Below are 14877 nucleotides of genomic sequence, written 5' to 3' on the forward strand. Positions count from 1 at the left end.
ATTGTTTTTCCATTCAAGAATTTCATTATATATTTTCCTTTTAAAGACTGTTGTCTCCATATACACCACCTCACCATAATGATTTTACCTCAAATCCCCGTTTATGCAAAGCGTAATATACCTTAAATCCCCGTTTGAATATTTTTAAATATTCCCCAAATCCCCATTCGTAAGTCATGTTTTTGTAACATCTGCCTTTCAAAAAAGACACCGGGATTTCTTAAGCTTTAGTTATTGGAATCCAAAGTTCCATTTTATAGTCTTTGTTACCTATATCACCTTCATAGTAATATTCAAAATCAGGGCTTCCCGAATGAACATAACCATATTCAGGGAAGAATACTTCCATAGCATATTTCCACCCATTATGAATACACTCCGGAACACTTCCTGTTAATTCCACAATGGCATATTCTGCTTCTTCAACTTCCAGAATATCTAAGCCCATATTTTCTACTTTATTAGCATCTTTAACGATATAACCTGCCATATAATTGATAGTGCCTGGACTTTCTATATCGTGACAAACACCTACACATTGTCCCTCTCCCAGACTTGCTAATTCATCATGACTATATTTTCCATATAGTTTATCCCAAACGCTCGGACATAATGATGAATTGATACTTTGTTCATTTATGCCTGCAACTATAAACGCTTTTTCTTTTGAATTGTAATTTTCATACTTCTTCCTCCTCTGACACTTAGTGCTAACTGCACCCGGGAAACTAGTTTGAAGGGTTTCCCGTTTCTAACTTCTGAAGGAGTATATCCATGAATGTTTTTAAAAGCAGTTGTAAAAGAATCAGGTGACTCATAACCATAATTCATAGCAATATCAATAATTTTTTTATCTGTCTCTCTAAGTAATATAGCCGCTTCGGATAATCTTCTATTTCTAATATATTCGCTTAGGGTCATATCGGTCAAAATTGAGAATAAACGACTAAACATTGCAAAAGAATAACCCGATAAATAAGCAATTTGTTTCTCATCTATTTCATCATTTAAAACCCTTTCAATATAATCGATTGTATCATTGAAAGGTTTAATGAGATTCATGCAGACGCTCCCTTCATTGAAATAATAGCATCTTCCGGAAGAACTAATGAACATACTCTGTAAAAGCTTATTTTTTTAATTCTACTCTTTGAACAGCCAATAGTCCCTAATTCAGTTCTTTAATATCGATCATAATTATATCCTTTCATAATTGATGGATAGTTCTCTAAATTCATTATCCCATCTTGCAATCTCTTCCAGTGTTTTAGCTAATTCTTTATAGTCTTCTCCAACAGAGTTTATATGAGCTTGTCCAAAAAGAATTGCTAATTTCTCTTTTATTTTTGATCGTCTCAAATCATATTTTTCTAAGAATTTACATAAATACAAGTTCCTAACCGATGCCAGTTTAAAACTAAAATATTGGTGCAACTTTTTCTGCTCATCATTCAGTCCATTTTCTGCTACTACTTTCGCATAATTTGAGATAACCCCTTCCTCACCAAATTCATATCGTTTTTTGATAACAAGAGAAGTCTCATGATAAATCTCTTCATCTGTTGGAAATCTTAGTTTTCTAAAGTTCCCCCACATAGAATATGAGCCTCTTTTATATGCTATACTTTCAGCTTTCCAAGCTTTCAGAAATTCTGCAAAATTTACCTTCAAACAAGTAAAGCCTGCCGGATCGTGAAGATAGATATCATTATCTGCCAAATCATAAACTGACACAAAATGATCTACCCCATGCAAGCCCTGGCAATTGGGGTTATAAGTTAAATATCCCATATCTAGCGGTCCGACAATGACAGAGCCAAAAGCTAATAATCTCTCTAGCTGCGCTTTAATAACATCAGAATTAATCCTACCTGAGTCTTCTAGGTAGTAGTCATCATATTCGAATCCAAGAATTCTCAAACAATTACTAATAGATCGGTCAGGTGATCCATTATCGAAAAAAACTAATGGATGCTTTTCATCCTCATGAGCAACATTTGCACCATTTCCCATAACCATTATTGCTTCTAAAAACTCTGGCCGATATTCAAATCCATAAGAATCAAGTGTCATAGCTAGAGAATTCGTATAACAAATTGATACTTCACCAAAATATTGATCCAATTTGTACCTCCTTTGCATTTATATCTACAGCATAGAGGCCAATTAAAATGTGTTCCCTATAGTTCTTGTACAAATATTATAGGGTTTATCTCTGCAAATTCTAATTTCTCTGTCTCTACAAACTGAAGCTGGTCTGTCTCATTTAGCTTTCTTGGGTTTCTTTTCGGGCAGTTCTGCATACATACCTTCCAGTAGTTCAGTAATCAAATCTGTATCCTCAAATCTGTCAAATACATGCATCAGTGTCTTTGAACCCTCATACGGATAACGCAATTCTGAGTCAGCAAGAAGTTTGTCAGATGTCGGCGTTCTCTTTAAAAACAGTTCATTATTGCAAATGTCACCTATCAGCTTACCGTTAAAATATATAAGGTATCCACCCATCATGGATTTTATGACAATATCACCTGCTGCGGAAAAAATCTCACGAACAAATGCATTAAATTCATTCACTATGATTACCTCCTTCAATTTTAAATATTCCTTACGTTATGGTAACTCTTTCCCTATTTATCCTCAAAATTTCAGCAATCCATTTTCATCAAATTGAAAATTGGGTCCCCATGAAACTTCCCAGTAGTATCCATCTAAATCCGAAAAATACGCATGATATCCACCCCAGAAAACTTCCTGTGGCTCTTTTACAATTTTCCCACCTGCTTTTCTTACCAATTCAATTACAGTATCTACATCTTCTTTATGTTCAACATTGTAGGCTAATGTAATTCCTGAAAATCCATTTCCTTTTGGTGGATTATTTTCATCAATATCTTTTGCTAATTGTTCCAAAGGAAATAGTTCGAACTTTGTTCCCGGAGTATCAAAAAAGCATACCGGCGGATTATTTTCTCTGCAATCAGTCTTATATCCTAAACCATCTCTATAAAACTTGATTGACCTTTCCATATCTTGAACACCTAAACAAATACAAGTAATCTTGTTCATCGTTACCTCCGCAAATTCTAATTTGTCACCCACTATTTCCACAAAAGCCTCCCACCAGAATGATGGAAGGCTTTCTATTATTTCCTACCTTATTGCCCTTTGGGCAATAAGTATCACTTGTAAAACTCGCTCAATTCGACAACTCCCTTTAGAACCTATTTTTTCTTGCTTTTCGTATCAAAACAGTATCACTCGAGAGTTTTTTGCTCTTACAAAACGCTGTATCACTGTATTTTCAACAGTTTTTTAGCAGAAGCATATTTGTTACTCTATTCGAACTCGGGTGTGGATAGCTTGAACTGATTGTTTTTCTATGATTTTTAATGAATTTATTATCCATATTTTTTAAAAATCGCTCTCGTTTTTATGCCACTCCAAATTTTCAGAGCCAAAATGGAGCCAAAGATACTCTGTAATATTGCACTCACATATCAAAAATACTAAGCTGTGCTTGTTTTAATGATTCAACTTTTCTAATCGATATTTTGTCATCTTCTTGAACTTGACTACATAGAATTGGTGACAACGGATCATATTTGGCAGCATTTGTTTCTACGCTTTTTGAACTATAATTAGCATAACAATATGCACATCCATTTTTACATGTATTATAAGTACCTATTTCAACACTTTCAACACATCCGCATTCTATCCGCTGATTTTTATCTTTGGAAACATTGATTTTACATCCAATAATTTTTTCAATCAATTCTCTATCTATGCAACAATTATGAACTATACGACAATCGTCCAAATTTATTTTTTCTGCACAACTTCCAATTTTAATATTATTATTCGCTGCTATTTTGCTTAATTCCTTAGCAAATTCTCTCAGTTCATTATCATTTAATTCATAACTTGACAAGCCTTCCATATTTTTTTTATTTTTAGGATATATATCAGCAAAACTAATCACACACTTTTCTGTATATCCATTTAAAGCCTCTGCAATACTTTTAAATGCCTTCAAATGATATTCTTTCGTATATCTATCAGAAAAAAATATAGGATCGTATCTCCAAATCACTTTTTGTTTACCAATTTTCTCAGATAACTCTTGAAATACCGGTATCATTTTTGTTTTTTTATTTGGCAAATTAGCCTCAACATCATTTCCGTATCCAGTTAATGTAAATTGAAAATAATAATTATAATCTTTTATCTCGTCTATTCTCTTTATCATTGGCAACGGATTCTTTGTCCAAAACACTATGCAATCTACAACATCTGGAGTGATTTTTATTTCACTTATCTGATGAACATTCATAGGATTACGAACATATAAAAATCCTTCTTTTATTCTATTATAGAACCATTCAGAATAATAATTAGGAATATCCGTTCTTCTACTTACACTTAATATCATCTAATCTACCCTTTCAAACATAATTACCTGATATCTAATATGCCCTACTTTTAAAATGGGCCATCTCCTTAAATATTTCTGACAATCAGATTGGCAATTCATTTTTTGAATCTTATAATTCGCACATTCTATATTTAGATTTTTCACAAATTCCAATGCATCTGGTGGATACTGAAACTCATTATCTAATGTGACAATGCCATTATCACAATCAAAATCTTTATATTGAGTATAAGGCCATTTTATTTTAAACCCATTCTTACCTATCGCTTCAATTAAGCATTTTGTTTTTTGTATATCTCTATCCATACTTCCCTGATCTTCCCTAAGTGATATACAAACAAAAAATCTATCTTTCTGTATCGTCTTTGATGAAAAGCTATTTACCATAACATTCAGTTCACTATCAGAGAACTCACTAATTGACTTCGGGAAAAAATACACATCGGAAATAAATTGACTATTATTTGTGAAAAAATCAGCCGCATTTCCAATTAAATAATGTAATTCATCATTTTTTCTTTGACGAATTTTGTATTTCCAGTCAATTTTATCTATTCCAACATATCTTATACTACAATCTATTTTACGCTTCATTTCTAATGCATGTACCAATGACCAATAATCTATCATCGAACCACATCCTACTGATGTTACCGAAATATTATTAACATCATCCATCTGAGCTAATACATCCAGATACATTCTGCTATATTCAAACGCATAAGCAAATGCATATCTTAATAAATATAACTGTTGAATATTTATATCTTTATAATCAGGAAGTGAGCCTGCCTCAAAATTTAATTTTTTAAACTTACATAAGCGTACATCATTATCAACATATTTTTGCAGATTATCATATACTTCTTGTAAATATTGTGTTATTCCAATCATAAAACTTCCTCCTCAACTCCATGCGATAACGTAAAATAAATTTTGCAAATTGTACAAGATATTATTATTCTTGATTGATCCTATTCATAATTACGTTTATCCCATCGGCTGTAACAGTCTCCTCTACCTCTTCCATTGCCTCTGCCTCAGCAACCTTCTCGTTTCCTTCCCTGTCCAACTGCTTGAGCTGGTAATTTCCCGCACCATAGCGCTCTGCCAGCTGCCATTTGATCTTCCCCTATGATTCCGGCATACACCAGACCCTCTTATGTCCTATCAATCACGCTTTCCTTTCCATCATAGCAGATTACCGCCAGTCCATCAGAGGGCACTCTGTATTTTCATTCCCAGTGATAATAAAGTTTCCATGTCGCTTGAACTGCTTGTTCCAAAGGGATTGAACGATGAAAATCCGGTAACTGCTCTATATTCTTTTGGTCTGGCTCGAAAGGATATTTGACCAGCATCAGAAGATATATCTATTCTGATCAACTTGTCATGGATGGCATTCATTCTGCAATGCAAAATTGGTCCGGATACAACGCGTCTTCCATTCTCCCAAATTTGAATATTGGAACCGACGAGTTCAACTACATAGTCTTTTACCAGGTGATTTCGAATTCTTTTCATAAGAAAACAAGTCACAAATAATCCCGGCAAAAACGCAATAAGCCCTGACAGTCTGTATTCCGAAAATACCTTCCCTCTTGTGTAAAACAATAAGAGATATGTTATCAAAGCCGGCATCCCAACGATTGCCGGAAGCCCTAATCCCATGATCAGGTCAGATTTTGATGTTCCTGATTTAAATTGATACGTTAACACGATCGACCTCTATCTCAACAAATCAAACTTTTCTTCACAGGACGAATGATGCCATTCCGCCCGTGACATCCATACTACCGTCTCCACATGCGTTGTCATCGGAAACTGGTCTACGGGACACACCCCCCGCAGGGCATAGCCCCCGTCTGCCAGAACCCTCAGATCTCTCGCCAGGGTGGCCGGATCACAGGAGACATAGACAATGCGATTCGGCCGCATCTTGAGCATGGTCTGAAGGCAGAGCTCATCGCAGCCCTTGCGGGGAGGATCGACCACAATCACATCGGGATGGCGGGCTTCCCGTTCGGCAGGGCCCCCGTCGAGCTTTATCTTTCCCTCATAGAAGTCCGGCAGGACCTCTTCGGCTCGGCCCACGAAGAAGTGCGCGTTCCCGATCCCATTCCGCCTGGCATTGGCCCTGGCATCCTCGATGGCCTCGGGAATAACCTCCACCCCGAAGACCTGTCCCGCCTTCCCGGCCAGGAAGAGGGAGATGGTCCCGATCCCGCAGTAGAGGTCCCAGACGCACTCGTCCCCCTTTAGGTCCGCATAGGAGAGCGCCTTCTCGTAGAGCCGCTTGGTCTGGTATGGATTGACCTGGTAGAAGGACCGGGGACTGATCGCAAAGGAGACCTCCCCGATATAATCAAGGATCCGGTCCTCTCCCCAGATACAGCAGGTCTCATCGCCCATGATGACATTGGTCTTCCTGCAATTGATATTCAAGGAAATCGAGGTCATCCCCTCGATTCTTCTGAGCTCGCGGATCAGGTCCTGCTGCCGGGGGAGGGTGCGTCCATTGATCACCAGGCAGACCATGATCTGCCCGGTCGCAAAGGCCTTGCGGATCAAGACATGGCGGATCAGTCCCAGACCGTCGGCTTCATGATAGGGCTTGACCCCGCAGCGCCTCATATAGTCCTTGATGATCGTCAGGATCTCCTGATTCTCGGCGGCTCCCAGCAGGCAGTCTGCGACAGGGACGATTCGGTGGCTCCTCGCCGCGTAGAAGCCGGAAATCATCCGCCCCTCCTTGTCCTCTCCCAGGGGGAACTGGGCCTTGTTGCGATAGCGGAAGGGATCTTCCATTCCCAGGATCGGCTCCGTAATGCCTTCGATATAATCCGGATCAAAGGCCCCGATGCGGACCAGATCTCCCTTCACCCGCTCCTCCTTCCATCGCTTCTGCCGGTCATAGGAGAGAGCCTGGAGCTGGCAGCCCCCGCACCGGCGTGCGATGGGGCAGGCCTCCGGAACACGGTAGTCAGACGGCGCAAGGATCTCCTCCAGCCGGGCATATCCATAGGACTTCTTGAGCTTGGTCGCCCTCGCCAGGACCTGATCTCCAAGGACCGCTCCGGAGACGAAGAAGGTCATCCCCCCCTCGTGGCCGATCCCCTGACCGCCCACTGCCATATCTTCAATTGTCAGAGGAAAGACATCATTCTTCTTCATAGCCGGCACACAATCTTATTCCTCCTCCGGACTGGTCTTTCGGATATTGGAATCAAGCAGGCGGTTGAAGCCCTGCCATTTCAAGTTGCCGGGAGCCAGATCTCCCAGGGCTTCCTTCATCGTCTCCAGCTTGGCATCCGCATTGTCCGCAAAAGACAGGGCCAGGGCCTCCGCAATGGCCGGCTTCTTGGGCGAACCGTAGGTCAGCTCTCCGTGATGGGCCAGGATGCAGTGGATCAGCTCCGCTGACTTGGTCGCCGGGAAGCCCGGAATCTTCATGATCCGGTTCTGCACGATCTGGGCTCCGATCATGATGTGGCCCAGGAGCTGCCCCGCATCCGTGTAATCGTTCTTCGGATAGGGAGAGAGCTCATAGAGCTTGCCGATATCGTGGAAGATCGCAGCGGTCAGAAGAAGACTCCGGTCCAGGAAGGGGTAGTGGGCCGCATAGAAGTCGCAAATCTGCGCGACGCTCAGGGTGTGCTCCAGGAGACCGCCCACGTAACCGTGGTGCACGCTCTTGGCTGCGGAGTGGAACTTGAACTTGTCCGCGAAGCCCTCCTGTTCGACGAAGAAGGAATCCAGGAGCCTGCGCATATAGGGCATCTTGACGGAGGCGATCAGGTCCAGAAGTTCCCTGTACATCTCATCCGGATCCCGCTCCGAGCAGGGGAGGTAGTCTGCCGGCTTATACTCATCCTCTCTGGCAACCCGCAGCCGCTTGATGTTGAGCTGGCGGTTGCCGTTGAAGAGGGTGACTTCACCCATCACCTGAATATAATCCTGCTCCTCGTATTCCTCGATTCCAAGAGAGCCCGGATCCCAGATCTTGCCGTCAAGGCTGCCTGTCTTGTCCTGGAGTGTGAGAGACTCATAGGGCTTGCCGTTCTTGGCCGTCGCCTGCGTCTTCTTGCGGCAGAGATAGATCTCGTTGACGCGATCCCCCTCGACCAACTCCTTGATGTACTTCATTCCCACTCCATTCTAAGCGCCCTTAGCGCAGACCATATTGATTACACTATTATAGCAGAGAATCCCCCATATATCGTATAATCCCCTTATGAATAAGAAAGTCTACAAAACACTGGAATACGATAAAATCCTGACTCTGCTGGAGGCCCGCGCCGGCTCTGACCGGGGCAAGGATCTCTGCCGCCGGCTCAGGCCCATGACCCAACTGTCTGAGATCCGTTTTGCCCAGCGGCAGACAGCAGATGCCCTGGGAAGGATTCTGGCAAATGGTTCCTTCTCCTTCGGCAACAGCTCAGATCCCACCCTACTCGGCAAGCGGCTTGCCATCGGCGGTCTTGCCAATGCCCATGAACTCCTGGGAATTGCCTCCCTTTTGACTGCCACCAAGAGAGCGGCCGTCTATGGGGAGAAGAAGAGGGACAGCCGGCCTGACGACAGCCTGACGACCGATTTTGCGGCCCTCGACCCCCTCCCGGACCTGACCCGGGAGATTCAGCGCTGCATCCTCTCCGAGGACAGCTTCTCTGACGACGCCTCCTCCGGCCTGCGACAGGTCCGCCGGTCCATGGCCTTAGTCAATGACCGGATCCGAAGCCAGCTCAACCGCATGCTCTCCTCTTCTTCCAGAGACTATCTCCAGGATGGGGTCATCACCATGCGGGATGGGCGCTACTGTCTGCCGGTCCGGGCAGAGTACAAGAACTACGTGCCCGGCATGGTCCACGACGCCTCTTCCTCCGGCGCCACCCTCTTCATAGAACCCATGTCGGTTGTCAACCTCAACAATGACCTCCGGGAATTGGAGCGGAAGGAGGAGGAGGAAATCACCCTGATCCTCCGCGCGCTCTCAGACCTGGTCCTGGAGAAGATCGAGACCATTGAAAGCAACTTCGACCACCTGACCCGACTGGACTTCATCTTCGCCAAGGGCCAGCTGGCCGTCGATATGGCCGCAAGTCAGCCGGGCTTCAATGAGGAGGGAATCATTCACTTAAAGGCGGCCCGTCACCCCCTCCTGGATCAAGACCGGGTTGTCCCCGTCGACATCGCACTGGGCCGGGATTACGACCTCTTGATCGTAACCGGCCCCAACACGGGAGGGAAGACCGTCTCCCTCAAGACCTGCGGCCTGCTGACTCTGATGGGGCAGGCAGGCCTCCACATCCCCGCAAGGGACCACAGCTGCCTGGCCGTCTTCGACAATGTCTACGCCGACATCGGGGATGAGCAGAGCATTGAGCAGTCCCTGTCCACCTTCTCCTCCCATATGACCAATATCGTCCGCATTTTGGATGGTGTGGACGCAGTCCTTGCCAATGGACGCGATGCCCTGGTCCTCTTTGATGAACTCTGCGCCGGCACAGATCCGGCTGAAGGGGCGGCTCTGGCCACGGCCATCCTGGAACGCCTGCACCGCAGGCGGGTCCGGGTCATGGCGACCACCCATTACTCCGAGCTCAAGGTCTACGCCCTGTCGACCGAAGGCGTGGAGAACGCCTCCTGTGAATTCTCCCTGGAGACCCTCTCCCCCACCTATCGCCTCTTAATCGGCGTCCCAGGCAAGTCCAATGCCTTCGCCATTTCCTCCAAGCTGGGCCTGTCCGAAGAGATCATCCAAGACGCCCGGGGCCGGGTCGACGCGGAGAGCGTCTCCTTCGAGGACCTGCTGGCGGATCTTGAGCGCCGCCGCCTGTCGATTGAGCGCGCCCAGTTGGAAGCTGAGACCGCAAGAGCCTCCATCGACAAGACCCGGGCCCAGCTCGACCAGCGCCTGGCCCGGCTCAACGCTTCCAGGGACAAGATCCTTCAGTCCGCCAATCAGGAAGCCGCCCGAATCCTCAAGGAGGCCAAGGATACAGCGGACCGGACCATCCGCGACTTCCGCAAGTACGGCAAGGACAGCGGCGCGGATATGGCACAAATGGAAGCCAAGCGGAGGGCTCTGGGCGAGAAGCTCAAGGACCGGCGAAATCAGTCCGGAGCGCCTTCTGATCCTGACCAAAACCCCGCCGGGACCCGGCCGCTAAAGCCCGGAGACCTTCATATCGGAGACAAGGTCAAGGTCCTCTCCATGGGCGTTCTCGCCACGGTCCACTCCCTCCCCGACAAGACGGGCCGGCTGCAGGTCCAGATGGGAATCATCCGAAGCCGGGTCAATCTGAGTGATCTCGCCCTGGTCCGGGACCAGGAATCCACCAGCTTCAACGGCCGGCAAATTCCCGGAACCGGAAGACGGGGGACTCCCCCCTCCGATCCCTCCCACTCCGCCTCCTTCAATAAGTCCGCCTATATCTCTCCCGAGATCAAGCTCCTCGGCATGAGCGGAGATGAGGCCATTGCCGCCCTGGATAAATACATGGATGACGCCGCCCTCTCCCACCTGAAGGAGATCCGCATCGTCCACGGCAAGGGAACGGGGGTTCTTAGGAGGCGTGTCCACGACTATCTGAACGCCAATCCCCATGTCAAGTCCTACGATCTGGCCGGCTTCGGACAGGGCGATGCGGGAGTCACCTTAGTCAAGCTCTATGACTAGGACTCCCATGAGGCAGATCCCTCCGGCGCCAATCACCGCAAAAGCAATCACAAAAATCCCCCTCGGCATTTCAAACCGAGGGGGGATTTTATTCACGATCTTGCTTTGGAAAGAATAGGCTTAAACCAACTCCAGAACAACTTCCATTGCGCCGTCGCCCTTGCGCTGACCGATCTTGATGATTCTGGTGAAGCCGCCGTTGCGACCTGCATACTTGGGGCCGATCTCATCGAAGAGCTTGGCCACAAGGTCTACCTTCTTGGTCTCGCGCTTCTTGGCGCCCACCTCCGTGATGGGGTAGAGCACCTTGAGCATCTGGCGTCTTGCGTGAAGACGGCTGGCCTGGTCCTTCTTGATGGTCTTCTCGACGGTCTCATAGACCGTAACCTTCTTGCCGTCTACCACTTCCTTCTTGCGCTTGCCGTTCACGTCCTTGACGGGCACCTTAGCCTGGACAGTGACCTCGTCAAAGTTGTCCTTCTCCTTAACTGCCAGAGCGATCAGGCCCTCGGCAATCTTGGCGGCCTCCTTAGCCTTGGCCTCGGTGGTCACGATACGGCCCTTGTAGAGCAGGTTGGTGACCTGGTTGCGAAGGAGGGCCTTGCGCTGTGATGAAGTTCTGCTTAATTTACGATACTTAGCCATGAAATATACCTCCTGACCGGTGGGGGCGGCAGGCCTGCTTCTTTGGACTTATGGCCCATCGCCCATCTGCTGATCGGTGCACGACATACCGTATCGAACACCTTATGCCACTTCGGGATTCTGAGAATCGGGCGCCCTTTGGACTTATCCCCATTCTCACGAGGCGAACAATCCGTCCGCCTCCTGCGATCTTACAACTCCTCAGTCTGTCTGAGAGAGAGACCCATCTCCTGCAGCTTCTGGAGAACCTCCTCCAGAGACTTGCGTCCCAGATTGCGGACCTTCATCATATCCTCGGGAGTCTTGTTGACAAGCTCCTCGACGGTGTTGATCCCGGCCCTCTTCAGGCAGTTGTAAGAGCGGACAGATAATTCGAGCTCATCAATGTTCATCATCTTCATGCTCGCCGTATCTGCGGACGGCTTCTCTACCATAACCTCTGTATTCTTCGTGCTCTCGGAGAGATCGATAAAGAGGTTCAAGTGCTCGGAGAGCACCTTGGCGGCAAGGCTTGCCGCCTCATCCGGGCCTATGGTTCCGTTGGTCCAGACTTCCAGGGTCAGCTTGTCATAATCTGTCACCTGGCCGACACGCGTATTCTCGACCTTCATGTTGACGCGCTCTACAGGGGTGTAGATAGAATCGACAGCGATCACGCCGATGGGGGTATCCTCTGTCTTGTTCTTGTCAGAAGAGACATAGCCCCTTCCCTTGTTGATGGTCAGTTCCATGTAGAGCTTGCAGTCAGAGCCGCCGTTCAAATGTGCGATCACCAGATCCGGATTCACGATTTCAATATCGGAATCCACCTGAATATCCGCCGCGGTGACGGTTCCCTCGCCCTCATACTCGATGTATGCGACCTTGGCCTCATCCGTCTGGCTGTTGCTTCTGATGGCCAGCTGCTTGATGTTCAGGATAATCTCAGTGACATCTTCCTTCACTCCAGGGATCGAGCTAAATTCGTGCAGAACGCCCTCAATCTTGATCTGCGTTACCGCAACGCCGGGCATAGAACTGAGCATAATTCTGCGCAGAGAATTGCCAAGGGTGATTCCGTAACCTCTCTCCAGGGGTTCTACGACGAACTTGCCATACTTCTTATCATCAGAAATCTCGGCGATCTCAATGTTTGGTTTTTTGAAATCCAGCATTTACATGCCCTCCCTATCGATTGTGCAAGGTCTTGCTACAGCATCTAATTACTTAGAATACAACTCGACGATCTGCATCTCATCGACTGGAACATCGATCTGATCTCTGGTCGGAAGCTCCTTGATGCTAGCCTTGAAGTTCTCCTTGTCATCCTCGATCCAATCGGGAACAAGGCGGCCGCCGGTAACCTCGACGATATCCTTCATGCGCTGGATGGTCTTCTTCTTCTCTACGATCTCGACAATATCGCCGGCCTTGACCAGGTAAGAGGGAATGTTGACCTTCTTGCCGTTGACGGCAACAAACTTGTGATCGACGATCTGTCTTGCCTCGCGGCGGGTGCGGGCCCATCCGAGGCGGAATACGACATTATCCAGGCGGGACTCGAGAATGATCATCAGGTTCTCACCGGTCTGCCCCTTCTTGACATCGGCCAGCTTATAATAATTGCGGAAGGGCTTCTCCAGAACGCCGTAGATGAACTTGGCCTTCTGCTTCTCCTTCAGCTGCTTCCCGTACTCAGAGACCTTGCGGCGAGAGTTGCGGGGCTGCCTCTTGGACTTCTTGTCTACGCCTAAGAATACCGGGTCCAAACCAAGGGACCTGCATCTCTTAAGGACTGGTGTTTTATCAATAGCCATCTTCGATGAACCTCCTAATTAAACTCTTCTACGCTTGGGGGGACGGCAGCCGTTATGGGGAACGGGAGTCACATCCTTGATGCTCTGTACGGTCAATCCGGCGGCAGCAAGTGCGCGGATTGCAGCCTCGCGGCCTGATCCGGGTCCCTTGACAAAGACATCCACTGTCTTTAAGCCATGGGGGAGAGCCGCCTTGGTGGCAGTCTCAGCCGCCATCTGTGCAGCATAGGGAGTAGATTTCCTTGAACCTCTGAATCCGAGACCGCCGGCACTGGCCCATGAGAGAGCATTCCCTTGCGCATCCGTCAGAGTAACAATGGTGTTATTGAAAGATGCCTGGATATGTGCCTGTCCGTGTTCAACGTTTTTCTTTACGCGCTTCTTCGTAACTTTTCTTGTCACTTTAGCCATAATGTCTAACTAACCTACTTTCTCGTTATGCGATTACTTCTTCTTGTTAGCAACGGTCTTCTTGGGGCCCTTGCGGGTTCTGGCGTTGGTCTTGGTCTTCTGACCGCGGACGGGCAGGCCCTGACGATGGCGCTTGCCCCGATAGCAGCCGATCTCCTGCAGTCTCTTGATATCAAGAGCGGTCTGCCTTCTGAGATCACCCTCGACTGTGAGAGTCTCCTCAATCGCGTTGCTGATTCTCTTAACTTCCTCATCGGTCAGATCCTTGACGCGAGTATCCGGATCCACATTTGCGGACGCAAGCACTGCGCCTGAGCTAGCTCTGCCGATTCCGTAAATGTAAGTTAAACCAGCTTCAATTCGCTTTTCTCTTGGTAAATCTACACCTGCGATACGAGCCATGTGTATTGAACCTCCATAAAAAACTGGATACATCCGTATCCGTTATCAGTATAAGCAGTCTCTGCTCCATACAGCTCCGGTCGCCCGGCCTGAAATGTGTGTATGTCACAGGTCCTGCATTTCGCTCTCGCGATATTCTCCCGGACACTCGGTATGGTATGCCCGGAACTCTTGATCAGCCGGTCCGTTCTATCACCGGTCGGCTGCAGCCGCACTTAAAAATGTAGGGAATCTTCGATTATCCCTGTCTCTGGTTGTGCTTAGGGTTCTCGCAGATGATTCTGATCCGACCCTTTCTCTTAATGACTTTGCACTTCTCGCAAATCGGCTTGACAGACGATCTTACCTTCACAGATTCTTCCTCCTCTCGTTGGTTTTACGCCGATTCAGGGCTTTTTAAGGCATGGGTTAGTTGCTGATTTTCCCTGAAAAAGGGCGCACTTAGAGCCTTCTTTCCAAAAGCGCCTAAGGGCTATGATACCATCCCGCCCCCCGTATGTCAA

15 protein-coding genes and 1 pseudogene are annotated in these 14877 nt (G+C 47.1%); 1 reads left to right on the plus strand and 15 read right to left on the minus strand.

Annotated features, from left to right (window positions below; translation table 11 throughout):
- Positions 1–220: 220 nt before the first annotated feature.
- The 9 genes and pseudogenes from ACO5R6_RS04115 to ACO5R6_RS04155 form a co-directional block, all read right to left on the minus strand.
- Positions 221–1062: pseudogene (locus ACO5R6_RS04115) on the minus strand (AraC family transcriptional regulator).
- A gap of 135 nt (positions 1063–1197) precedes the next feature.
- Positions 1198–2124, minus strand: coding sequence for a DNA repair protein RadC (locus ACO5R6_RS04120; protein ID WP_485625920.1), 927 nt, complete (start codon positions 2122–2124; stop codon positions 1198–1200).
- A gap of 138 nt (positions 2125–2262) precedes the next feature.
- A complete protein-coding gene (locus ACO5R6_RS04125) occupies positions 2263–2577 on the minus strand; it encodes a TfoX/Sxy family protein (protein ID WP_485625921.1) in 315 nt (104 codons plus the stop codon).
- A 63-nt stretch (positions 2578–2640) separates the two neighbouring features.
- Entirely contained in the window at positions 2641–3069 is a 429-nt protein-coding gene (locus ACO5R6_RS04130; protein WP_485625977.1) for a VOC family protein, read from the minus strand.
- A gap of 424 nt (positions 3070–3493) precedes the next feature.
- On the minus strand, positions 3494–4435 hold the full coding sequence (locus ACO5R6_RS04135; protein WP_485625922.1) for a DUF1848 domain-containing protein: 942 nt from the start codon (positions 4433–4435) through the stop codon (positions 3494–3496).
- Positions 4436–5332 carry a hypothetical protein gene (locus ACO5R6_RS04140; RefSeq protein ID WP_485625923.1) on the minus strand — a complete coding sequence of 299 codons (897 nt, stop codon included), beginning with the start codon at positions 5330–5332 and terminating at the stop codon, positions 4436–4438.
- Positions 5333–5653: 321 nt separating this feature from the next.
- Positions 5654–6157: a hypothetical protein gene (locus ACO5R6_RS04145; RefSeq protein ID WP_485625924.1), complete on the minus strand. Its 504-nt coding sequence runs from the start codon at positions 6155–6157 to the stop codon at positions 5654–5656.
- A 9-nt stretch (positions 6158–6166) separates the two neighbouring features.
- On the minus strand, positions 6167–7612 hold the full coding sequence (gene rlmD, locus ACO5R6_RS04150) for a 23S rRNA (uracil(1939)-C(5))-methyltransferase RlmD (RefSeq protein ID WP_485625978.1): 1446 nt from the start codon (positions 7610–7612) through the stop codon (positions 6167–6169).
- Positions 7613–7627: 15 nt separating this feature from the next.
- Positions 7628–8584, minus strand: a complete 957-nt coding sequence (locus ACO5R6_RS04155) for a 3'-5' exoribonuclease YhaM family protein (RefSeq protein ID WP_485625925.1) — start codon at positions 8582–8584, stop codon at positions 7628–7630.
- An 88-nt stretch (positions 8585–8672) separates the two neighbouring features.
- Here ACO5R6_RS04155 and ACO5R6_RS04160 point away from each other — a divergent pair, with 88 nt between their 5' ends.
- Positions 8673–11120: an endonuclease MutS2 gene (locus ACO5R6_RS04160; RefSeq protein WP_485625926.1), complete on the plus strand. Its 2448-nt coding sequence runs from the start codon at positions 8673–8675 to the stop codon at positions 11118–11120.
- Positions 11121–11240: 120 nt separating this feature from the next.
- Here ACO5R6_RS04160 and ACO5R6_RS04165 read toward each other — a convergent pair whose 3' ends face one another.
- The 6 genes from ACO5R6_RS04165 to rpmJ form a co-directional block, all read right to left on the minus strand.
- Positions 11241–11765 (minus strand): bL17 family ribosomal protein, encoded by a 525-nt coding sequence (locus ACO5R6_RS04165; protein WP_485625927.1) that lies wholly within the window; start codon positions 11763–11765, stop codon positions 11241–11243.
- A 191-nt stretch (positions 11766–11956) separates the two neighbouring features.
- On the minus strand, positions 11957–12919 hold the full coding sequence (locus tag ACO5R6_RS04170; RefSeq protein ID WP_485625928.1) for a DNA-directed RNA polymerase subunit alpha: 963 nt from the start codon (positions 12917–12919) through the stop codon (positions 11957–11959).
- 48 nt (positions 12920–12967) lie between these two features.
- A complete protein-coding gene (gene rpsD / locus ACO5R6_RS04175) occupies positions 12968–13561 on the minus strand; it encodes a 30S ribosomal protein S4 (protein ID WP_485625929.1) in 594 nt (197 codons plus the stop codon).
- An 18-nt stretch (positions 13562–13579) separates the two neighbouring features.
- Positions 13580–13972, minus strand: a complete 393-nt coding sequence (gene rpsK / locus ACO5R6_RS04180) for a 30S ribosomal protein S11 (RefSeq protein WP_006906488.1) — start codon at positions 13970–13972, stop codon at positions 13580–13582.
- Between the two features lie 33 nt (positions 13973–14005).
- Positions 14006–14374 carry a 30S ribosomal protein S13 gene (gene rpsM, locus ACO5R6_RS04185; protein ID WP_485625930.1) on the minus strand — a complete coding sequence of 123 codons (369 nt, stop codon included), beginning with the start codon at positions 14372–14374 and terminating at the stop codon, positions 14006–14008.
- Positions 14375–14612: 238 nt separating this feature from the next.
- Positions 14613–14726, minus strand: a complete 114-nt coding sequence (gene rpmJ / locus ACO5R6_RS04190) for a 50S ribosomal protein L36 (protein WP_485625931.1) — start codon at positions 14724–14726, stop codon at positions 14613–14615.
- Positions 14727–14877: the final 151 nt, after the last annotated feature.

It is taken from the genome of Shuttleworthella sp. (assembly GCF_057251025.1).